Genomic DNA, 21,745 nt, shown 5'->3' with positions numbered 1-21,745 from the left:
CGCTGCGGCAGTCACTTTTGGTACGCAAGTACCGTGAATCCGGGGAAAAAAACCGGTTTTTCCACCGCGGCTGCTAGTGTTGCTCAAAGCGTGAGCGTTCTGCTGCGTGCCGTTGACCGAATATGTCGCAGCATCGCAAGCAGCTGTCACATCGCACTCGTTAAGCTGCGCAGCGGACAATTTGTTCTTAGTGCAATAGGTTGCGTCTGATTTGTGATGGTCACCTGTAAAGGCATTGCGCTCGGTTTCCCGGCAAGCGTCAGTCGTTTTTGCAGATGCCCATCCCGGAAGGTGAATGTGACCTGTGCGTCTCGTCCAGCTTCACCCACCTGTCATCCTGCTACCTCTGCCCGAGACCAGGAGCAGGATGCAGCACCGCCCCGCGAGGGGTTTGCACGCGACGCTTCCATCAATAACAAGCCCAAGCGGAGTACCACAGATGGCGTTCTTCACCGCAGCCAGCAAAGCCGACTTCCAGCACCAACTGCAAGCGGCACTGGCGCAGCACATCAGTGAACAGGCACTGCCACAAGTGGCGCTGTTCGCTGAACAATTCTTCGGCATCATTTCCCTGGACGAACTCACCCAGCGTCGCATGTCCGACCTGGCGGGCTGCACCCTTTCTGCCTGGCGCCTGCTTGAGCGCTTCGACCACGGGCAACCGCAGGTCCGCGTCTACAACCCCGATTACGAACGCCATGGCTGGCAGTCGACCCACACTGCTGTGGAAGTCCTGCACCACGACCTGCCGTTTTTGGTGGACTCGGTACGCACCGAGCTCAACCGTCGCGGCTACAGCATCCACACCCTGCAGACCACCGTGCTCAGCGTACGTCGTGGCAGCAAGGGCGAGCTGCTGGAAATCCTGCCCAAGGGCACCCAGGGCGAAGGCATTCAGCAAGAGTCGCTGATGTACCTGGAGATCGACCGTTGCGCCAATGCCGCCGAACTCAGCGTGCTGGGCAAGGAGCTGGAGCAGGTACTGGGCGAAGTGCGGGTCGCCGTCGCCGACTTCGAGCCGATGAAGGCCAAGGTCCAGGAACTGATCCAGAGCATCGACAACAGCCAGTTCCCGATCGCAGCCGAAGAAAAGACCGAGATCAAGAGCTTCCTCGAATGGCTGGTGGGCAACCACTTCACCTTCCTCGGCTATGAAGAATTCGTGGTCGGCGCCGACCAGGACGGCGGGCATATCGAATATGACCCGAACTCCTTCCTCGGCCTGGCCAAGCTGCTGCGCGCCGGCCTGACCAGCGATGACCTGCGCATCGAAGACTACGCCGTCAACTACCTGCGCGAACCGACGCCGCTGTCCTTCGCCAAGGCCGCGCACCCGAGCCGCGTGCACCGTCCGGCCTACCCGGATTTCGTCTCGATCCGCCAGATCGATGCCGACGGCAAGGTCATCAAGGAATGCCGCTTCATGGGCCTGTACACCTCTTCGGTGTACGGCGAGAGCGTGCGGGTGATCCCTTACATCCGCCGCAAGGTCGAAGCCATCGAGCAGCGCTCGGGCTTCCAGGCCAAGGCGCACCTGGGCAAGGAACTGGCCCAGGTCCTGGAAGTGCTGCCCCGCGATGATCTGTTCCAGACCCCGGTGGACGAGCTGTTCAGCACCGTGATGTCCATCGTGCAGATCCAGGAACGCAACAAGATCCGCGTGTTCCTGCGCAAAGACCCCTACGGTCGTTTCTGCTACTGCCTGGCCTACGTGCCGCGCGACATCTATTCCACCGAAGTGCGGCAGAAGATCCAGCAAGTGCTGATGGATCGCCTGCAAGCCACCGACTGCGAGTTCTGGACCTTCTTCTCCGAGTCGGTGCTGGCCCGTGTGCAGTTGATCCTGCGGGTGGACCCGAAGCAGCGCATCGACATCGATCCGCTGCTGCTGGAAAAAGAAGTGGTGCAGGCCTGCCGCAGCTGGCAGGACGACTACGCCAGCCTGGTGGTGGAAAGCTTCGGCGAAGCCCACGGCACCAATGTGCTGGCGGACTTCCCCAAAGGCTTCCCGGCCGGCTACCGCGAGCGCTTCGCTGCCCATTCGGCGGTGGTGGACATGCAGCACCTGCTGAGCCTCACCGAAGCCAACCCGCTGGTGATGAGCTTCTACCAGCCCCTGGGCCAGGTCTCCGGCCAGCGCGAGCTGCACTGCAAGCTGTACCACGCCGACACCCCGCTGGCTCTGTCCGACGTGCTGCCGATCCTGGAAAACCTCGGCCTGCGCGTGCTGGGCGAATTCCCGTACCGCCTGCGTCACAACAATGGCCGTGAGTTCTGGATCCACGACTTCGCCTTCACCGCCGCCGAAGGCCTGGACCTGGATATCCAGCAGCTCAACGACACGCTGCAGGACGCCTTCGTCCATATCGTGCGCGGCGATGCCGAGAACGATGCCTTCAACCGCCTGGTGCTGACCGCCGGCCTGCCATGGCGCGACGTGGCGCTGCTGCGTGCCTACGCCCGCTACCTGAAGCAGATCCGCCTGGGCTTCGACCTGGGCTACATCGCCAGCACCCTGAACAACCACACCGACATCGCCCGCGAGTTGACCCGGTTGTTCAAGACCCGCTTCTACCTGGCGCGCAAGCTCACCAGCGACGACCTGGAAGACAAGCAGCAGCGTCTGGAGCAGGCGATCCTCACCGCCCTGGACGACGTCCAGGTGCTCAACGAAGACCGCATCCTGCGGCGCTACCTGGACCTGATCAAGGCCACCCTGCGCACCAACTTCTACCAGACCGACGCCAACGGCCAGAACAAGTCCTACTTCAGCTTCAAGTTCAACCCGCACCTGATCCCCGAGCTGCCCAAACCGGTGCCCAAGTTCGAAATCTTCGTCTACTCGCCGCGTGTCGAAGGCGTGCACCTGCGCTTCGGCAACGTTGCCCGTGGCGGCCTGCGCTGGTCCGACCGTGAAGAAGACTTCCGCACCGAAGTCCTGGGCCTGGTCAAAGCCCAGCAAGTGAAGAACTCGGTGATCGTGCCAGTCGGTGCGAAGGGCGGCTTCCTGCCGCGTCGCCTGCCACTGGGCGGCAGCCGGGACGAGATCGCGGCCGAGGGCATCGCCTGCTACCGCATCTTCATCTCCGGCCTGCTGGACATCACCGACAACCTGAAGGACGGCGCCCTGGTGCCGCCGGCCAACGTCGTGCGCCATGACGACGATGACCCCTACCTGGTGGTCGCGGCGGACAAGGGCACTGCGACCTTCTCCGACATCGCCAACGGCATTGCCATCGACTACGGCTTCTGGCTGGGTGACGCCTTCGCCTCCGGTGGTTCGGCCGGTTACGACCACAAGAAGATGGGCATCACCGCCAAGGGTGCGTGGGTTGGCGTGCAGCGCCACTTCCGCGAGCGCGGCATCAATGTCCAGGAAGACAGCATCACCGTGGTCGGCGTCGGCGACATGGCCGGCGACGTGTTCGGCAACGGCTTGCTGATGTCCGACAAGCTGCAACTGGTGGCGGCGTTCAACCACCTGCACATCTTCATCGACCCGAACCCGGATCCGGCCACCAGCTTCGTCGAGCGCCAGCGCATGTTCGCGCTGCCGCGTTCGGCCTGGAGCGACTACGACACCAGCATCATGTCCGAAGGCGGCGGTATCTTCTCCCGTAGCGCCAAGAGCATCGCCATCTCGCCGCAGATGAAAGAGCGCTTCGACATCCAGGCCGACAAGCTGACCCCGACCGAACTGCTGAACGCCTTGCTCAAGGCGCCGGTGGACCTGCTGTGGAACGGTGGTATCGGCACCTACGTCAAGGCCAGCACCGAGAGCCACGCCGATGTTGGCGACAAGGCCAACGACGCTCTGCGCGTCAACGGCAACGAGCTGCGCTGCAAGGTGGTGGGCGAGGGCGGCAACCTGGGCATGACCCAGCTGGGTCGTGTGGAGTTCGGCCTCAATGGCGGCGGTTCCAACACCGACTTCATCGACAACGCCGGTGGCGTGGACTGCTCCGACCACGAAGTGAACATCAAGATCCTGCTCAACGAAGTGGTGCAGGCCGGTGACATGACCGACAAGCAGCGCAACCAGCTGCTGGCGAGCATGACCGACGAAGTCGGCGGCCTGGTGCTGGGCAACAACTACAAGCAGACCCAGGCCCTGTCCCTGGCTGCGCGCCGTGCCTACGAGCGTGCCGCCGAGTACAAGCGCCTGATGAGCGACCTGGAAGGCCGTGGCAAGCTGGACCGCGCCATCGAGTACCTGCCGACCGAGGAGCAGCTCACCGAGCGCGCCGCCACCGGCAAGGGCCTGACCCGTCCGGAACTGTCGGTGCTGATTTCCTACAGCAAGATCGACCTCAAGGAAGCCCTGCTCAAGTCCCTGGTACCGGATGACGACTACCTGACCCGTGACATGGAGACCGCGTTCCCGCCAAGCCTGGTGGCCAAGTTCTCCGAGGCCATGCGTCGCCATCGTCTCAAGCGCGAGATCGTCAGCACCCAGATCGCCAACGACCTGGTCAACCACATGGGCATTACCTTCGTGCAGCGCCTGAAGGAGTCCACCGGCATGAGCCCGGCGAACGTCGCCGGTGCCTATGTGATCGTGCGGGACATCTTCCACCTCCCGCACTGGTTCCGTCAGATCGAAGCCCTGGACCACCAGGTTTCGGCTGAAGTGCAACTGGCGTTGATGGACGAGCTGATGCGCCTGGGCCGTCGTGCCACCCGCTGGTTCCTGCGCAGCCGGCGCAACGAGCAGGATGCGGCGCGTGACGTTGCGCACTTCGGTCCGCACCTGGCGGCGCTGGGCCTGAAGCTCGACGAGCTGCTCGAAGGCCCGACCCGCGAGGGCTGGCAAGCCCGTTACACCGCCTATGTCGAAGCCGGTGTGCCGGAGTTGCTGGCGCGCATGGTTGCAGGCACTACCCACCTGTACACCCTGCTGCCGATCATCGAGGCCGCTGATGTGACCGGCCACGATGCGGCGGAAGTGGCCAAGGCCTACTTCGCCGTGGGCAGTGCCCTCGACCTGCCGTGGTACCTGCAGCAGATCAGCGATCTGCCGGTGGCCAACAACTGGCAGGCGGCGGCGCGCGAAGCCTTCCGCGATGACGTGGACTGGCAGCAGCGGGCGATCACCATCAAGGTCCTGCAGATGGCCGATGCGCCGGATGACATGGAGGCCCGCGTGGCCCTGTGGCTGGAGCAGAACGCGAGCATGGCCGATCGCTGGCGCGCCATGATGGTGGAAATCCGTGCCGCCAGCGGCACCGACTACGCCATGTATGCGGTGGCCAACCGCGAGTTGCTGGACCTGGCCATGAGCGGTCAGTCGGTGCTGTAACGGCCTGACCCCGCCCAGAACCAAAAAAGCCCCGTATCTTGCGATACGGGGCTTTTTTATTGCCTGTCGGTTTGTGCCGGCTGGCGGGTGGCTCGGCTCAATGGGCCGCCGAGGCGTCCTGCTCGACCACCATGTCCAGCACATAGACGCTGGACGGGGCATCGGCGGGTGCATTCTTCCACTCGTACTGCTTGACCCGCAGCACATTGCGCACGCCGTCCTGGTGCTCGTAGCCCTCGATGGACTGGTACAGCGGGTGCCAGGTGTCCTGGGTCGGCAGCTGCAGGCCGGCGTCGTCGTAGCGGCGCTCACGTACTTGCAGGCACTGGAAGTCGGGGATCAGCGGGTGGCTGCACTTGACGGTCTTGGCCGCCACTTCCAGGAAGCGGGTCTGGCCCTGGCTGCCGTAGCGGGTTTCCGGGGTGGGCTGGCCTTCGAACGTGAGCAGGGTGCCGTCCTGGGTGGCCAGTTGCAGGGTCGGGGTCGACTGGTCGCCGCCGAAGGTGGTGCGCAGGTCGCCCTTGAGCAGGTTGGCGATTTGTGCGTCCAGGGCCATCAGTTTCGGCTCGCAGGCCATCAGGGTGGCGGCCAGTGGCTGTACCTTGAGCACGCCATTTTCATGCTGGAAGCCGCCGAACTGGCGGTTGCAGCCGCCGCTGATGCTCAGGTTCTGCCCGGCGAAGGTCAGGCGCAGCTGGCGCTCGATGCCCTTGTCCAGGGCGGCGACGGGCTTGCCCGCCGCATCGCGGGCCGCAACCAGCTGCCAGTAGTAGGCGGACAGCGCAGGCTGGGCGCTGACGGAGGCAGTGCTGGCGGGCATGGAAGAAGATCCTTCAGGGGTGGTGGAAGCCGGGGTGCAGGCCTGGAGCAGGGCGGCACAGACGGATACGAGGAGGATGTTTTGCTTCATGGTTCGCTCTTTCAGCCTTGATGGAGTATGGCCTGCCGCATGGGGGGGCAGGCCCAGGCCGGTAACCTGTGGCGGTGAGGTCGTCGGGCCAGTGCTGCGTGGGCCGCAAGCCGCCGCAAGGCGACCTCCGCCGTTACCGATTGCGATGTGACAGCACTGTGCCAGTTCGGTTTCATCGCCGGGGGTGTCCGGGAGTGTTACCAAATCTTGCACGCTGCCGGTGAGCGCCGTTGCCTGCTTCCGGCCGGGCGCTGCGGGCCAGGTGTGGACGCCCGCCTTACCAGAACCAGTAAGGCAGGAATTTGGGAGTGGGTTCTTTGGCCAGTTCCAGATGATAGGTGATGGCGTTGAAGAAGAACCCATCCAGCAAGAGAAAGGCCGCCACGCCGAATGCCAGGACGATGACCTCGTAATGCCGGTGCCCGGTGTACTGCCGGCCGATCCAGTAGCGCACGCCGCTGAGCAGGGCAAAGCTTGAAAACACCCCGGCGAAGTCGGGCTGCAGGGGCCGGGCGGCAAAGCTGTTGTAGCCCAGCACCAGCAGCGCCAGGAACGCGCCGATGGCCGGCAGGTTCAGGCACAGGCGCAGCAGGCGTCTGCGGGTGGCGCTGAACAGGCCGTTGGGGTCGATGAAGATGTAGGCCGCCAGCAGGGAAATGGCCGGGGTGATGGACAGCACGTAACGCGCCTTCTTCGAGTTGGGGATGGTGAAGAACACAATCAGCACCAGGAACCAGGCGCCCAGGTGCAGCAGCAGGCGCGGCGCCGACAGCGACGGGGCGCCGAGCCACTGGCGGCCGCTCCTGGCCATCACGCAAAGGGCGTAGAACGCCGTGAAGCTGTAGGTGATCAGCCCGGCGCTGAAGTAGAAGTAGTAGCGCGGCGAGTGATCGCTGGCGATCCGGCCCAGGCCCTGCATCTCCAGCACTTGCTGCATGAAGGCATCGCCGCCCTGCACGTGGGCGGCCCAGGCCAGTAGCGCGACCCCGGCGGCGAACAGCAGGCCGCTCACCAGCGAGAACCCGACCAGGGTTCGCCACTGCCGGCTCAGCAGGTAATAGCTGCCGACCACCAGTGCCGGGCCGATCATGCCGATCGGCCCGCGCAGGGCAAAGCCCAGGATCAGGCCGAGGAACACCAGCGCCAGGCGTCCGCGCTGCTGCTTGAGGTCGGCGGAGTAGGCCAGGTAGAAGCAGCCTGCGGTGATCAGGGCGGGGTAGATGTCCAGGGCCAGGGAGTTGACGCTATCCACGAAGGCCCAGGTGAACAGCGCAAAGAGCACGCCGCACAGGCCCCATTTGCGCTCATGCAGGGCCCCCAGCTTGTAGATGAACACCAGCATCAGCGACGCAGCGATGCAGAAGGGCAGGCCCATCGACAGCACGGACAGCTGGCCGAAGGGCAGCGACGCCAGATAGACCAGCACCGTGTTGGCGATGGTGTAGTCGGGGTAGGGCTGCAGATCGTCGGCAATGGGGAACAGCGTCATGCCGTGCTGCAGCATGTAGTCGGCAAAGTCGACGAAGCGCGTGGTGTAGTTGAGGACTGCCGGTTTGTACTGCAGCGCCATGAACAGCGCGAGGGCAATCAGGAAAATGCTTTGGCAGGGGCGCTGCAGGATCAGCTTTTTATAGTCTTCCATGCGTCCAACACGCAAAAAAACACCAATGATAGGGTGGCCGGCAGGCGAACGCCATCCACGCGCCGTGTTCGGGGCCGTTGCCGGCACCGGGGTTCAAGGCTCGGCAATCTAGCGCGCCCGGGGTTAACGCCCGGTATACGGGCAGGGGCTGATCAAGGGGGCGCGGCGCAGTGCGCGATTGGCCACGGGGCGACCGTCGCCCGCTGCCTTCGCCGCTGTCCAGGCGGGCCCTGGGACGGGCCCGGTGGCGGGTAGCGGCCCGGCAATCGGCCGACCGCGGCGCCGTTCAGGGCCGTTGCGGCTTGACCGAGGTGCCGAAGGTGTTGCCCATGCGCACGCCGGTGGCCGCCGGCGTCGAGAGCCCGACCTGATTCGGTGGGCGCTTGTTCACCGGGTCCTCCAGGGCCTGCTGGTTGGCCTGGGCCGCCTTCACTGCGTCCGGGTTGTTGCCCATCTGTTTGCTCAGGCAGTTGTAGTCGGGGGCCTTGTAGCCGCCGACGCTGACTTCCACGCAGCCCTCGCTGGCTTCTTCGGCATGCAGCGTCCAGGGCAGGGCGCTGAGCAGCCACAGGGCTGCGCTGTATCGGCTTAATCGTTTCATCCTGGCCTCCTGGCTGGCCCGGGGAATCGGGCTTCGATGCCGGCCGAGTGTAGTGCAAAGCCCGGCCTGAAAAAGTGATGGTTTTTTTGCCGTGGCCGTAACACCAGATTCATAAACTGGCCTCAGGATGACGCTTTTCAGGGATTGGACCGCAGTGCAGCGACGCAGAGCGCAGGTCGGGCGATGGACTTCATTGCACGGGGGCTTGGCGACCTGTGTGGTGGCGCTCGGGCTGCTGCTGTGGATGCCGGCGGGCTGGGCCCAGGGCCCTCCCGGCGGGCCGCCGCGGGTGGATTCACAGGCCCTGCTGGCACTGGAGATACCGGCGCAGAACCTGGCGGATGCCCTGGAGCTGTTCAGCCGCGCCACCGGGATGGCGGTGCTGGTGGACCGGGAGCTGACCCGGGGCCGGCGCTCGGTGGGGATCAACGGTCACTACAGCGCCCGGGAAGGCCTGAGCCGGTTGTTGGCCGGCAGTGGCCTGATGGCCCGCTACGCCCGCAGCGATGCTTTCACCCTGCAGGTGCCGCAGGCCACACAGCCGGCCGTGCAGCCCGGCGCGGCGGGCAGTCGTGCGGCGCGGCTCAACAGCAGCTACGCCAGCGCCCTGCAACGGGCGGTGGAACGCAGCCTGTGCGGCTCGGCGCTGACTCGGCCGGGGAGCTTTCGCGCCTTGCTGCAACTGTGGATCGGCGGCGACGGAGCGGTGCAACACAGCCGCCTGGTGAGTTCCACCGGCGACCTGCAACGGGATGAGGCGCTGGTGCAGCGCCTGGCCCAGACCCGGGTCGAGCGCCAGGCACCGAGCTCGTTGCGCCAGCCGCTGACCTTACTCTTGATACCGGACACGACAGGGAAACGCATGGACTGCAAGGAATGGGAAGGAGCTTCCGGGGTATGAAAAATACCGGACACAGTGCGATGGTCAGGCTGTTCCTGACGTCCTACGAGGATTTTCGGGTGCGCTTGCGCAGGCGCCTGGGGTCCGAGGAGCTGGCCAACGACGTCCTGCACGAAACCTACCTGCGGGTCGACCGCATGGAAGAGCCGCCGAACCTGGCGCAACCCAATGCCTACCTGTACCGCATGGCGCTGAACATTGCCGCCGACCGGCGCCAGTCCGATGCCCGCCTGCTCACCGGCGATGAGGTCGAGGAGCTGTTGCAGATCGCCGACGAAGCCCAGGACCCCTCGCGGGTGGTGGGTGGCCAGAAGGAAATCCAGACCCTGCTCAAGGCCCTCTACGAACTCCCGGCGCGGCGCCGCAAGATCTTCATTGCCGCGCGCCTGGAAGAGGCGCCGCACCTGGAAATTTCCCAGCGCTTCGGCATTTCCACACGGATGGTGGAGAAGGAACTCAAGGCAGCCCTCGGCCATTGCGCCCTGCGCCTGGAAAGAAAAGTCATTCAGCGGTTCGGTCCCGGGGCCGGAAAACCGTCCTAGACAAAGAGCCCTGATCAATCCGTGAGTACCTGCGCGCTTGAACATTTTTAGCATCTCCACACCCCAGGCCTCGGCGGACCAGCAGTTGCTGAGCGAAGCCCGGGACTGGCTGGTCCTTCTGACGTCGGGGCGGGCCACCGCCGCCGATGCCCGGGCGCTGCGCCAATGGTGCGGGCAAAGCCCGCAGCACGCGGCCGCCTTCGAGCAGACCAAGGCCCTGTGGCATTGCCTGCAACCGGCAGCGGCGCTGCTGGAGCAGCAAGCGCGGCCGCGGCACTTTGGCCGCCGGGCCTTTCTTGGCGGCGCCCTGGCGGCCTCGGCGGCGCTGTTCATGGTGCGGCTCACGGTGCCGGGCGGCTTTGCCGGATTGACCGCCGACTTTGCCACCGAAGTCGGCGAACAGCGCCGGGTGGATCTGGCCGAGGGCGTGAGCCTGGAGCTCAACACCCAGACCCGCATCAGCCGGCGTGACCTGGGCGCGGGCGAGCAGGGCATCGAACTGCTGGAAGGCGAAGTGGAAGTCTTCAGCCAGCGCCTGCAGCCGCTCAAGGTCCAGGCCGGCGAGGGCTGGCTCAGCGCGCGCCAGGCGCGCTTCAACCTGCGCAACACCGACCACCAGGTGTGCGTCACCTGCATCGAAGGCAGCCTGCAAGTGGACGTGGCCGGGCGCAGCATTGGCCTGGACAGCGGCCGCCAGCTGACCTACGACCCGCGCAGCATCGGCGAACCCCAGGTGGTGGACATCCACAGCGTGATCGCCTGGCGCGAACAGGTCCTGGTGTTCGACAACGCCAGCCTCAACACGGTGATCAGCGAGATCAACCGCTACCGCCCGGGAATGCTGGTGCTGCTCAATGCCGAACTGGGCAAGCGCAAGGTCCAGGCGCGTTTCAACCTCAACCAGCTGGCTGGCGTGGCCTTGCTGATCCGCGACGCCTACGGCGCCAAGTGCACCGAACTGCCTGGCGGCGTGGTGCTCCTGAGCTGATCCGCGAAACACCAACAGCCCCCTGTAGGAGCTGGCTTGCCAGCGAAGGGGCCGGCGCTATTTGCCGAATTCTCAGGGCCTGGCCGCTACGCGGTTCGCCGGCAAGCCGGCTCCTACGGGAGAGGGTTATTGCAACGGCCCCAGCACTTGCCGGTAGCGCTCTTCGCCCTGGGGCGTCTGGCGCACCAGGCGGATCTCCAGGCCCAGGGGGCTGTCTTGGCGGTTGCCGCTGAGCTGGCGCCAGCCTTTGTCGGCATCCCAGACCCGTACTTGCAGGTCGCTGACCCGGTTCAGCACCGCCACGCCGTCGCGCGGCGCGGGCAAAGGGTAGCGGTCGCGGGGCTCGGCCACGGCGCGGTACAGGGTGTCGCCCTTGAGCCACCAGCGCACCCGTTGCAAGCCTTCCCCCGGGGTGGCGGCGCTGCGTATCACCTCCAGGCGAAAGCCCTTGCTGTCGGAGCTGCGCACGCTCAGCGGGGCCGGGCTGTCGGGTTCGGCTTCTTCGCTGTCGCCCAGGGCCGGCTCGCGCAGCTGGGTGCCGGCACGCAGGGCCACGTCACGTTCCAGCTGGTTGAGGGTGCGCAGCAGTTCTTCGGTCTGTTCGGTGCTGGCCTTGAGATGGCTGTCGGCCCGGGTGACGCTGTCCAGGCCGCGCCAGGCAATCAGGCTGACCACCGCCATCAGCATGATCGCCACCATCACTTCGATCAGGGTGAACCCCTGCTGCCGACGCTTCATGGCTGGGTCACCACCCGCAGTTGGCCGGCGGCGCTGCGTTCCAGGCTCAGGCTGTGCTGGCCGTCGGACAACACCAGGCGCAGCGGCGGGTTGATCCATTCGGCGTTCAATACCAGGCGCTGCCTGGGTTCGATGCGCACTTGCAGCGCCGGGGTTTCCCAGGCCCGGGGGCGCAGTTGGGGGTCGCCACGCAAGTCATCGATGCCGCCTCCGGATTCGCTGTGGCGGCTGAAGGCAAAGCCCTTGGCCGTGGCTCGCCAGGTGATCGGCCGACCATCGGCGCGGGCTTCGGCCTGGGCCACTTGCAGCAGTTGCGCCAGGCGCTCGGCGTCCTTGCGCAGCAGTTGCAGCGGGTCGGGCTTGATGCTCAGGCCCACGGCCGCGCTGGCAATGCCGATGATCACCAGCACCACCATCAGCTCGATCAGGGTGAAGCCTTGTTGCTTGCCTGCCTGCATCGGATTGCACTCCTTGGCCCTCGGACCAGCCTGCCAGACGCAGATGATCGTCCGGTGAAATAAAACCGTGAGAATTGAGCGGTAGGCTGGGGGCACGGACAAACAGGAGGTCCCCCCGATGCTACGTGCCATGTCATTCGCCCCGCGCCTTGATGCCCCTCGACTGCTGCAGTACGCGGCCTTGCTGGCGGCCCTGGGTGGGGTCGCCACCTGGTCGTCGCTGCTGCTGACCCCGGCCGAATCCCAGACCCCGGCGGTGGCGCCCCAGGTGCTGGCCGCGCGTTCCGACAACCCGGCCCTGCAGTGGTTTGCCAACCAGCCGGCCCAGGTGCAGATCAAGGTGTCCGGGGTCATGGCCGGGGCCCGTGGCGCAGTGGCGATCCTGCATCTGAACGATGGCCCGCCGCGCAGCTTCCTGGCCGGGGAAACCCTGACCCAGGGTGTGCGCCTGGCTGCGATCGAGGCCGACGGCGTGCTGATCGAGCGCGGCGCCGAGCAGTCGCGGATCAAGGTCAGCAAGTTGCCGGACTCGCCGGAGCTGCCGCGGTTGACCCGCTAGGCCTCACTGGCGTTGTACCTGCGGCCGGCTGACCAGGGTTTCCAGGCGCGCAAGCGGCGGCGCCTCGCGGCTGCGGTCGCTGACTTGCACCTGCACCCGCACCAGCCCCGGCGCACTGCCCGGGGCGATGCGGGTTTCGCAGCGCAGCTTGAGCCGTCCCTGGTCGCAGTCGAGGTTCTTCACGCCGCTGTTCAGGCGGCCTTCCAGGCGCACTTCGGCGACCCGGCTCTGGGCCGCCAGCAAGGCCAGGGATTTGTCCCGCAGCAGGCCATTGCTCTGGGTCATCAGGCCCGCCACGCGCACCGCCGCAGCCATCGCCACGGCAATGATGGCCAGGGCCACCAGTACTTCGATCAGGGTGAAACCAGCTTGTTTGCGCAGGGCTTGCATGGGCCGCTCGAGACCGGGAAACAGCCTCGCAGACTAGCCTGCGGGCTTGACCGAATGGCGACCGAAACTCCCGAGGTTTTTCAATACCACTGACATATCTTCTTGCAACACTGCGCGACGAATCGAACTTACGCCAAGGAATGTCGAGATGGATATCGCGCCTGTAACATCCCCGCCCCGAGGCCTGCGCGGCCAGCGTGGCTTCACCCTGATCGAGATCATGGTCGTGGTGGTGATCCTCGGGATCCTGGCAGCCATGGTGGTGCCCAAGGTCCTGGATCGCCCGGACCAGGCACGGGCCACGGCGGCCAGGCAGGACATCGCCGGGCTCATGCAGGCCCTCAAGCTCTATCGCCTGGACCACGGCAGCTACCCGAACATGAACCAGGGCCTGAAGGTGCTGGTGGAGCGCCCGGCCAATGCCAAGGACAGCAACTGGCGCTCCTACCTGGAACGTCTGCCCAATGACCCCTGGGGCCGCCCGTATCACTACCTCAACCCCGGTGCCAACGGCGAAGTGGATGTGTTTTCCCTCGGCGCCGATGGCCAGCCCGACGGCGACGGCGTGAATGCCGATATCGGCTCCTGGCAACTATAGGGCCGGTCGTGAAAGCCCATTCGCCCAGTGCGGCGAAGCAGCGTGGCATGGCCATCATCAGCGCCTTGCTGATCGCCGCGGTGGTGGCGGTGATCGCCGGGGGCATGCTTACCCGGCAAACCTCTTTCACCCGCGCGGTGGAAGCCGAACAGGCGCGGATCGTCGCTGCCGGGGTGCTTCAGGGCGGCCTGGAATACAGCCGGCAACTGCTCTGGGACGCGCGCCAGCGTGATGTGTTGACACGCCTCGACCAGGCCTGGGCGCGGCCCATCGGCGACCAGGCCCTGGGTGGATTCAACGCCGGGTTCCAGGGCCACCTGCAAGACCTGCAGGGCAAGTTCAACCTGCGCAACCTGGTGTTCAACCAGCAGGTGGATGCGGGGCAACTGCAGAGCTTCCAGCAGTTGTGCCAACTGATCGGCATCGACGGCGCCCTGGGCCGGCGCATCAGCCAGCGGGTGATCGCTTCCTACCCCCAGCGCCTGCAGGCGCCAGCCGCCACCAGCAGCCATGGCAGTTTCAACAGCGGTCGCCAGACCTCGGCAGGCGCTGCGGCGCAGACCCTGGCGCCCAGGCAGCCGATGCTGCGCAGTCTGGACGACTTGCTGGGCCTTGAGGGCGTGACCCCGGAACTGCTGGCGCGCCTGGAGCCGTACGTGAGCATCCTGCCGGGCAATACCTGGATCAACGGCAACACCGCCAGCGCCGAGGTGCTGGTGGCGGCGGTGCCGGGCCTGGATCTGTCCCGGGCCCGGGCCCTGGTGGCCGAGCGTGACGCCGGGCACTGGTTCATCAACCGTGGCGATTTCGTCAATCGCCTGCGCCTGCCGCAGTTGCAGGTGGACCAGATCAAGGTCGGCATCACCAGCGAGTGGTTCCTGCTTCAGGGCCAGGCCCGCCGTGATCAGCGCCGGGTCAGCCTGCAAGCGCTGCTGCACCGTCCCGAGGACCGCATGCCCCAGGTGATCTGGTCGCGGGTGGGCGCATGAGCCGCCTGCGCATCGGCTTGCCGCCCCTGGACTTGTTGCTCGGCACCGAGCAGCCGCAGCAGTGCCGAGTGGATTTTGCAAGGCTCGATCGCGGCGGGCGGGTCACGGATACCGGTTGCTGTGCCCTGGGCCAGCTGGGGTTGCCGGGCAAGGGTGACAAGCCGCCCGCAGTGGAGTGTTTCCTGCACCCACTGGACAGCCTGCTGACGCAGATCCCATTGCCGCAATTGCCCGCTGCGCGGATCAAGGCCGCGGTGGCCTGCGCTGCGCAGGCGCTGATCCTCGGCCCCAGTGAACAGATGCATGTGGCCCACGGCCCCCGGGATGCAGAGGGCCAGGTGGCGCTGAGCTGGCTGCCCCGGGAACGCCTGCAGGCCCTGGGGCGGCGGCTGGAGCAGGCCGGGTTGAAGCTCGCCGGCCTGTACCCGGCGCCCTACGCCTTGCCGGTGCCCCCCCCTGGGCAGGTCAACCTGTGCCTGCTGGACGAGCAGTTGCTGGTGCGCCAGAGCGCCACCCAGGGCAGCGTGCAGCCCCTGGTGGCCGAGACCCTGGAGCAGTTGCGCGCCAGCGCCAGCGAGCTGTGCTGGATCGGCGAAGTGCCAGCGCTGCCGGGGCAACCATTGCCAGCGCCACAACCCCTGCCGGCGCAATTGCGCTGGAGCGGCACGCCGCCTTCCTGGGGCCTGCACAGCGGCGCGCTGGCCGGCACCCGCGCCCCCCAGGGCTGGGGTCGGGCCCTGGGCTGCTGTGCCCTGGCGGTGGCGGTCTGGGTGCTGGGCCTGAACCTGTACGCCGCCCGCGAGGCAGAGCAGGGGCAGCGGCTCAAGGCGCAGATGAGCCAGCGGGTGAAGCAGGTATTCCCCGAATTGCCGGTGGTGCTCAACCCGCTGCAACAGGCTCGCCAGCAACTGGCGGCGCGCCAGAGCGGCGCTGCGGCGGACCCGAGCCAGGGCTTCGCCCACCTGCTGGCCCAGGCGGGGCTGGCCATGCCGTTCATGGTGGGTAGCGTGCAAAGCCTGGAGTTTTCCGGGCAGCGCTTGCAGCTCCAATTGTTGCCAGACACCCCGAAAACCGCCGACAGCGCCTGGCAGGGGGCCCTGATCCAGGCCGGCTACAGCGTCCAGGCCCAGGGCAATGGCTGGAGCCTGGCCCCGGGGCAGGCTCCAGCCGAAGAGAGCACAGCCGAGGCAACGGGAGAAGACAATGAATAAGGCCATGCTGGCGCCGTATCGGGCGCGCTGGTCGCGCCTGCGGGCCCAGGCCCTGGGCCACTGGAACGGCCTGGCCCTGCGGGAAAAGCGCTTGCTGGGGGCCACTGCCCTGGGGTTGCTGGGGCTGTTGCTGTGGTTGCTGCTGATCCAGCCGCCGCTGAAGAAGATCGACTACTGGCAAGCCGAGACACCCAAGCTGCGCTCCCAGGCCGAGGCCCTGGAAGTGCTGCTGCACGAGGTCGCGGCAGGCCCTCGCAATGCCCCGGGCGAAAGCCTGGAACAGGCCCTGCGCCTGGCCCTGGATGCGGCCGGGCTCCAGGGCCGCTACCAGTTGCAACACGCGGATCAAGCCGGCCCCGAGAGCTGGCGGTTGACCTTTGAGCAGGCCCCGGCGGATGCCGTGGTCGGCTGGCTGCTGGGGGCTCCCCGGCAGTTTTCACTGCAGGTGGTGGAGGCTCGTCTGCAACGCGCAGACGCGGCCGCCGCCCAAGACTCGGCAGGCACACTGTCCGGGACCGTTCGCATGGATCAGGCGCAGGGCGCTAAGGAAGCTTCATGAAGTGGTCAGGTTCCAACTACGTGCGCCAGTGTCGCAAGGCCGCACCTTTTCTGCTGCTGGCGCTGGGGGCTTGCAGCAACACCACCTCCACCACGCCGCCGCCCTTGCTGGTGGACAGCGAGCTGGGCCAGCCCCTGGCCGACACCCGGCGCAGCGGCGATCTGCTGGCGGACCGCGAGCGCTTGCAGGCGCAACAGGCGCAACGGCCGAAAGTCCTGCACCCGGTGACCAGCAGCAGCCGCGCCCAGGGCACGTCGCGCAGCACCAGCGTGCCGCGCAATCCTCTGGGGGATCAGCCGGTGCAACTGAACTTCGTCGACGCCGATATCCAGGCGGTGGTGCGCGCGCTGTCCCGTTCCACCGGCCAGCAGTTCCTGGTGGACCCACGGGTCAAGGGCAACCTGACCCTGGTCAGCGAAGGCCAGGTGCCGGCGCACCAGGCCTACGACATGCTGCTGGCGGCCCTGCGCATGCAGGGTTTCTCCGTGGTGGACGTGGGCGGGGTGGCCCAGGTGGTGCCCGAAGCCGACGCCAAGCTGCTGGGCGGGCCGATCTACAGCGCCGACAAGCCGGCGGGCAACGGCATGCTGACCCGCACCTTCCGCCTGCAATATGAAAATGCGGTGAACCTGATTCCGGTGCTGCGGCCCATCGTCTCGCCGAACAACCCGATCAATGCCTACCCGGGCAACAACACCATCGTGGTCACCGACTACGCGGAGAACCTGCAGCGGGTGGCGCAGATCATCAACGGCATCGACACCCCGAGCGCCATCGACACCGATGTGGTGGCGGTGCAGAACGGCATCGCCGTGGACATCGCCACCATGGTCGCCGAACTGCTGGAAACCCAGGGCGCCGACCAGACCCAGAAGATCAGCGTGATCGGCGACCCGCGTTCCAACTCCATCATCATCCGCGCCGGCAGCCCGGAGCGCACCGAACTGGCGCGCAACCTGATCTACAAACTGGACAACGCCCAGAGCAACCCCAGCAACCTGCACGTGGTGTACCTGCGCAACGCCCAGGCCGGCAAGCTGGCCCAGGCCCTGCGCGGGCTGCTCACCGGGGAAAGCGACAGCGCCGGCAGCGACGGCGCCCGGGCCATGCTCAGCGGCATGGGCGGCAACAGCCAGGGCGCCCAGGGCGCGAGCCAGAACAGCAGCGGCACGCCCACCGCCAGTGGCAACCTCAACAACAGCAGCAGCGGCAGTGGTGCCTACGGCCAGGGCAGCAGCGCCGGCCAGGGCGGCACGGGCCAGCAGAATGACCAGAACACCGCCTTCAGTGCCGGTGGCGTGACCATCCAGGCCGATGCCACCACCAACACCTTGCTGATCTCGGCGCCGGACCCGCTGTATCGCAACCTGCGGGAGGTCATCGACCAGCTCGACCAGCGTCGCGCCCAGGTGGTGATCGAGAGCCTGATCGTCGAAGTCAGCGAAGACGATGCCAGCGAGTTCGGCGTGCAGTGGCAGGCCGGCAATCTCGCCGGGCGCGGCGGCTTTGGCGGGGTCAACCTCGGCGGCAGCGGGCTGGTGGGCACGCCGGCGAGCAAGACCAGCATCGACGTGTTGCCCAAGGGCCTGAACGTCGGCGTGGTCAACGGCACGGTGGACATCCCGGGGATCGGCAAGGTGCTGGACCTCAAGGTCCTGGCCCGGGCATTGAAGAGCAAGGGCGGCACCAACGTGTTGTCGACGCCCAACCTGTTGACCCTGGACAACGAGGCGGCGAGCATCTTCGTCGGCCAGACCATTCCCTTTGTCACCGGCAGCTATGTGACCGGCGGTGGCGGCACCAGCAACAACCCGTTCCAGACCGTGCAGCGTGAAGAAGTGGGCCTGAAGCTCAATGTGCGGCCGCAGATCTCCGAAGGCGGTACGGTGAAGCTGGACATCTACCAGGAGGTCAGCAGCGTCGACCAGCGGGCTTCGGTGGACGCCGGCACCGTGACCAACAAGCGGGCGATCGACACCAGCATCCTGCTGGATGACGGGCAGATCATGGTGCTCGGCGGCCTGCTGCAGGACGGCTACAGCCAGAGCAACGACGCAGTGCCGTGGCTGTCGAACATCCCCGGGCTCGGGGTGCTGTTTCGCAACGACAAGCGCAGCGTGACCAAGACCAACCTGATGGTGTTCCTGCGGCCCTACATCATTCGCGACAGTGGCGCGGGGCGCAGCATTACCCTCAATCGCTATGACTTCATGCGCCGGGTACAGGGCCAGTTGCAGCCGGAGCGCAGTTGGGTGATGCCGGATATCCAGGCGCCGCAACTGCCTGCGGCGAGCAAGGCGATCCCCGGGGCAGTGCCGGTGTCCCTGCAGGGCGTACCGCAGACGCCGCGGGCGCCGATTCGCGCGGTGCCGGTGCAATGAACGGGGCAAAGGGGCCCCAAATCCGGGCTGCCAAGCCCTTCGTAGGCACCGGCTTGCCGGCGAAGAGGCCCGTGGATCGGGCGCTGATCTTGCTGGCGCCTGCGCTGGCAAGCCGGCGCCTTATGGGGGATGCCCCCATTCATTTCCAGGCCGTCGGGCATCGCGGGTTTCACCGTGGCAGCCCACGCAATGGCGCCGCACCCCACAAGGAGCCACAGCCATGACCACCCAGTTGCCCTACGCCTGGGCCAAGTCCCAGCGCATCCTCCTGCGCCACACCGAGCAGGGCGCGGTGCTGCTGGTGTGCCCCTCGACGCCTGGCTGGTCCATCAGCGAAGCCCGCCGCCAGTTCGGCCCGGCGCGCCTGGAGCGGATTCGCGACGAGGAACTCGACGGCCTGCTGGCCACCGCCTACGCCGACACCGGCAGCGCAGCAGCGGTGGTCGGGGCGGCGGAGAACGAGGTGGACCTGGACCGCCTGATGCAGGACATGCCGGAAATCACCGACCTGCTGGACACCCAGGACGGCGCCCCGGTAATCCGCATGATCAACGCCTTGCTCACCCAGGCCGCGCGGGACGAGGCCAGCGATATCCATATCGAACCCTTCGAGACCCATTCGGTGGTGCGCTACCGGGTCGACGGCACCCTGCGCGACGTGGTGTCGCCACGCAAGGCGCTGCACGGCGCGCTGGTGTCGCGGATCAAGATCATGGCCCAGCTGGACATCGCCGAAAAACGCCTGCCCCAGGACGGGCGCATCGCCCTGCGGGTGGCCGGGCGGCCCATCGATATCCGTGTGTCCACGGTGCCCACCGGGCATGGCGAGCGGGTGGTGATGCGCCTGCTGGACAAGCAGGCCGGGCGCCTGCAACTGGAAACCCTGGGCATGGACCCGGACCTGCTGGCGCGCCTGGATACCCTGATCCGCCAGCCCCACGGCATCGTCCTGGTCACCGGGCCCACCGGCAGCGGCAAGACCACCAGCCTCTACGCGGCCCTGGCCCGGCTGGATGCCAGCACCAGCAATATCCTCACCGTCGAGGACCCGGTGGAATACGACCTGCCGGGCATCAGCCAGATCCAGGTCAACGCCAAGATCGACATGACCTTCGCCCTGGCCCTGCGGGCGATCCTGCGCCAGGACCCGGACATCATCATGATCGGCGAGATCCGCGACCTGGAGACCGCGCAGATCGCGGTCCAGGCCTCGCTCACCGGGCACCTGGTGCTGGCGACCCTGCACACCAACGACGCGGTATCGGCGGTCAACCGCCTGATCGACATGGGGGTGGAGCCGTTTCTCCTGGCCTCGTCGATGCTCGGGGTGCTGGCCCAGCGCCTGGTGCGGCGCCTGTGCAGCCAGTGCAAGGAGCAGGACCCGGCCAACCCCGGCACCTGGCGCCCGGTGGGCTGCCCGGCCTGCAACCACATCGGCTACAGCGGGCGAACCGGGATCCATGAGCTGTTCTGCATCGATGACGATGTGCGCAGCCTGATCCACCAGGGCGCCGAGGAGCAGGCACTGCGTGCCGCCGCGCGCCGGGCCGGGATGTTCAGCATGCGCGAGGACGGTGAACGCTGGGTGCGCAGCGGCGCCACCGCGCCGGAAGAAATCCTGCGTGTGACACGGGACGCCTGATGAATCGCTATCGCTATGAAGCCGCCGACGCCCTCGGCAAGATCGAATCCGGGCACCTGGAAGCCGACAGCCAGGATGCGGCCTTCGCCAGCCTGCGCAGCCGCGGCCTGACCGCCTTGCTGGTGCAGCTCGATGGCAACGGCGGCGACGGCGGAGCAGGGGGGCTGCTGCGCCCCAGGCTCTCGGACAACGACCTGGCCTGGGCCACCCGCCAGCTGGCCAGCCTGCTGGGGGCCAGCCTGCCGCTGGAGGCCGCGCTGAGCGCCACGGTGGAGCAGGCCGAGCGCAAGCACATCGCCCAGACCCTGAGCGCGGTGCGCGCGGATGTGCGCAGCGGCATGCGCCTGGCCGAGGCCCTGGCGGCGCGGCCCAGGGATTTTCCGGAGATCTACCGGGCGCTGATTGCCGCCGGCGAAGAGTCCGGCGACCTGGCCCAGGTCATGGAGCGGCTGGCGGACTACATCGAAGAGCGCAACGGCCTGCGGGGCAAGATCCTCACCGCCTTTATCTACCCGGGGGTGGTGGGGCTGGTGTCCATCGGCATCGTGATCTTCCTGCTCAGCTATGTGGTGCCTCAGGTGGTCAGTGCCTTCTCCCAGGCGCGCCAGGACCTGCCGGGGCTGACCCTGGCCATGCTCAATGCCAGTGATTTCATCCGTGCCTGGGGCGGCCTGTGCTTTGCCGCCATGGTCGCCGGGTTCTGGGGCTGGCGGGTGTACCTGCGCAACCCCCGGGCGCGCTTGAACTGGCACAGCCGGATCCTGCGCCTGCCGCTGATCGGGCGCTTTGTCCTGGGGCTGAACACCGCGCGTTTTGCCTCGACCCTGGCGATCCTCGGCAGCGCCGGGGTGCCTTTGTTGCGGGCCCTGGAAGCGGCGCGCCAGACCCTGTCCAACGACCGCCTGAGCCAGAGCGTGAGCGAGGCCACGGCCAAGGTGCGCGAAGGCGCCAACCTGGCGGCGGCGCTGCGGGTGGAAAAAGTCTTTCCGCCGGTGCTGATCCACCTGATCGCCAGCGGCGAGAAGACCGGCGCCTTGCCGCCGATGCTGGAACGGGCGGCGCAGACCCTGTCGCGGGACATCGAGCGTCGGGCCATGGGCATGACCGCCTTGCTCGAACCCTTGATGATCGTGGTGATGGGCGGTGTGGTGCTGGTGATCGTGATGGCGGTATTGCTGCCGATCATCGAGATCAACCAGTTGGTCACCTGAACCGCACAATCCGACCCGACCTGACCCCGTCCGGCCCGGTCTGGCCCGGTCCGTAGGCGCTGGCTTGCCAGCGAAGGCGTCGGCAGCGGCGATGCAGGGCTGGCGGGCCTCTTCGCCGGCAAGCCG

18 protein-coding genes are annotated in these 21,745 nt (G+C 66.8%); 12 read left to right on the top strand and 6 right to left on the bottom strand.

What is annotated here, in order from left to right; translation table 11 throughout:
- Positions 1–439: 439 nt before the first annotated feature.
- The gene (locus tag BM382_RS04780; RefSeq protein ID WP_011061034.1) at positions 440–5,299 is read left to right on the top strand and encodes an NAD-glutamate dehydrogenase; all 4,860 of its coding nucleotides are present in this window, start codon (positions 440–442) and stop codon (positions 5,297–5,299) included.
- A 97-nt stretch (positions 5,300–5,396) separates the two neighbouring features.
- Here the strand turns inward: BM382_RS04780 and BM382_RS04775 are convergent, their stop codons facing one another.
- The 3 genes from BM382_RS04775 to BM382_RS04765 form a co-directional block, all read right to left on the bottom strand.
- Positions 5,397–6,119: an META and DUF4377 domain-containing protein gene (locus tag BM382_RS04775; protein ID WP_015635425.1), complete on the bottom strand. Its 723-nt coding sequence runs from the start codon at positions 6,117–6,119 to the stop codon at positions 5,397–5,399.
- A gap of 367 nt (positions 6,120–6,486) precedes the next feature.
- The gene (locus BM382_RS04770; RefSeq protein ID WP_239690388.1) at positions 6,487–7,851 is read right to left on the bottom strand and encodes an ArnT family glycosyltransferase; all 1,365 of its coding nucleotides are present in this window, start codon (positions 7,849–7,851) and stop codon (positions 6,487–6,489) included.
- Between the two features lie 286 nt (positions 7,852–8,137).
- Positions 8,138–8,452 carry a hypothetical protein gene (locus BM382_RS04765; protein WP_011061037.1) on the bottom strand — a complete coding sequence of 105 codons (315 nt, stop codon included), beginning with the start codon at positions 8,450–8,452 and terminating at the stop codon, positions 8,138–8,140.
- A gap of 244 nt (positions 8,453–8,696) precedes the next feature.
- On the opposite strand from BM382_RS04765, the gene BM382_RS04760 reads away from it, so the two are divergent.
- Genes BM382_RS04760 through BM382_RS04750 form a run of 3 tightly spaced genes read left to right on the top strand, consistent with a single transcriptional unit; the run spans position 8,697 to position 10,883 of the window.
- Positions 8,697–9,353: an STN domain-containing protein gene (locus BM382_RS04760; protein ID WP_050783811.1), complete on the top strand. Its 657-nt coding sequence runs from the start codon at positions 8,697–8,699 to the stop codon at positions 9,351–9,353.
- Positions 9,350–9,895: an RNA polymerase sigma factor gene (locus BM382_RS04755; RefSeq protein ID WP_072442049.1), complete on the top strand. Its 546-nt coding sequence runs from the start codon at positions 9,350–9,352 to the stop codon at positions 9,893–9,895. The genes BM382_RS04760 and BM382_RS04755 overlap by 4 nt, the downstream gene beginning before the upstream one ends.
- Positions 9,896–9,932: 37 nt before the next feature.
- The gene (locus tag BM382_RS04750; RefSeq protein WP_015635428.1) at positions 9,933–10,883 is read left to right on the top strand and encodes a FecR family protein; all 951 of its coding nucleotides are present in this window, start codon (positions 9,933–9,935) and stop codon (positions 10,881–10,883) included.
- Between the two features lie 126 nt (positions 10,884–11,009).
- On the opposite strand, the gene gspJ is transcribed toward BM382_RS04750, so the two are convergent.
- Both gspJ and BM382_RS04740 read right to left on the bottom strand, forming a co-directional pair.
- On the bottom strand, positions 11,010–11,621 hold the full coding sequence (gspJ, locus tag BM382_RS04745; protein ID WP_041117921.1) for a type II secretion system minor pseudopilin GspJ: 612 nt from the start codon (positions 11,619–11,621) through the stop codon (positions 11,010–11,012).
- Positions 11,618–12,079 carry a GspH/FimT family pseudopilin gene (locus tag BM382_RS04740; RefSeq protein WP_011061042.1) on the bottom strand — a complete coding sequence of 154 codons (462 nt, stop codon included), beginning with the start codon at positions 12,077–12,079 and terminating at the stop codon, positions 11,618–11,620. Before BM382_RS04740 ends, gspJ begins: the two co-directional genes overlap by 4 nt.
- A 118-nt stretch (positions 12,080–12,197) precedes the next feature.
- Between BM382_RS04740 and BM382_RS04735 the strand changes: the two genes are divergently transcribed.
- Positions 12,198–12,638 (top strand): type II secretion system protein N, encoded by a 441-nt coding sequence (locus BM382_RS04735; protein ID WP_015635431.1) that lies wholly within the window; start codon positions 12,198–12,200, stop codon positions 12,636–12,638.
- A 3-nt stretch (positions 12,639–12,641) separates the two neighbouring features.
- Here the strand turns inward: BM382_RS04735 and gspI are convergent, their stop codons facing one another.
- Positions 12,642–13,028, bottom strand: coding sequence for a type II secretion system minor pseudopilin GspI (gene gspI, locus BM382_RS04730; protein WP_011061044.1), 387 nt, complete (start codon positions 13,026–13,028; stop codon positions 12,642–12,644).
- A gap of 148 nt (positions 13,029–13,176) precedes the next feature.
- Between gspI and gspG the strand changes: the two genes are divergently transcribed.
- The 7 genes from gspG (at position 13,177) to gspF (ending at position 21,619) form a co-directional block, all read left to right on the top strand.
- Positions 13,177–13,626 (top strand): type II secretion system major pseudopilin GspG, encoded by a 450-nt coding sequence (gene gspG, locus BM382_RS04725; protein WP_011061045.1) that lies wholly within the window; start codon positions 13,177–13,179, stop codon positions 13,624–13,626.
- Positions 13,627–13,634: 8 nt separating this feature from the next.
- On the top strand, positions 13,635–14,615 hold the full coding sequence (gspK, locus tag BM382_RS04720; protein ID WP_019094873.1) for a type II secretion system minor pseudopilin GspK: 981 nt from the start codon (positions 13,635–13,637) through the stop codon (positions 14,613–14,615).
- Positions 14,612–15,826, top strand: coding sequence for a type II secretion system protein GspL (gspL, locus tag BM382_RS04715; protein ID WP_072442047.1), 1,215 nt, complete (start codon positions 14,612–14,614; stop codon positions 15,824–15,826). Before gspK ends, gspL begins: the two co-directional genes overlap by 4 nt.
- Complete coding sequence (gene gspM / locus BM382_RS04710) at positions 15,819–16,385, top strand: type II secretion system protein GspM (protein WP_019094875.1); 567 nt, start codon at positions 15,819–15,821, stop codon at positions 16,383–16,385. The genes gspL and gspM overlap by 8 nt, the downstream gene beginning before the upstream one ends.
- Positions 16,382–18,766: a type II secretion system secretin GspD gene (gene gspD / locus BM382_RS04705; RefSeq protein WP_065363918.1), complete on the top strand. Its 2,385-nt coding sequence runs from the start codon at positions 16,382–16,384 to the stop codon at positions 18,764–18,766. Before gspM ends, gspD begins: the two co-directional genes overlap by 4 nt.
- Positions 18,767–18,986: 220 nt before the next feature.
- A complete protein-coding gene (gspE, locus tag BM382_RS04700; RefSeq protein WP_015635436.1) occupies positions 18,987–20,408 on the top strand; it encodes a type II secretion system ATPase GspE in 1,422 nt (473 codons plus the stop codon).
- The gene (gene gspF, locus BM382_RS04695) at positions 20,408–21,619 is read left to right on the top strand and encodes a type II secretion system inner membrane protein GspF (RefSeq protein ID WP_019094876.1); all 1,212 of its coding nucleotides are present in this window, start codon (positions 20,408–20,410) and stop codon (positions 21,617–21,619) included. Before gspE ends, gspF begins: the two co-directional genes overlap by 1 nt.
- The last annotated feature ends 126 nt before the right edge of the window (positions 21,620–21,745 follow it).

Origin of the sequence: Pseudomonas sp. NFPP25 (assembly GCF_900116505.1) — a bacterium.
GTDB lineage: Bacteria > Pseudomonadota > Gammaproteobacteria > Pseudomonadales > Pseudomonadaceae > Aquipseudomonas > Aquipseudomonas protegens.
Note: the sequence above shows the minus strand (reverse complement) of the source record. Positions and strands in the feature narration are given on the sequence as shown.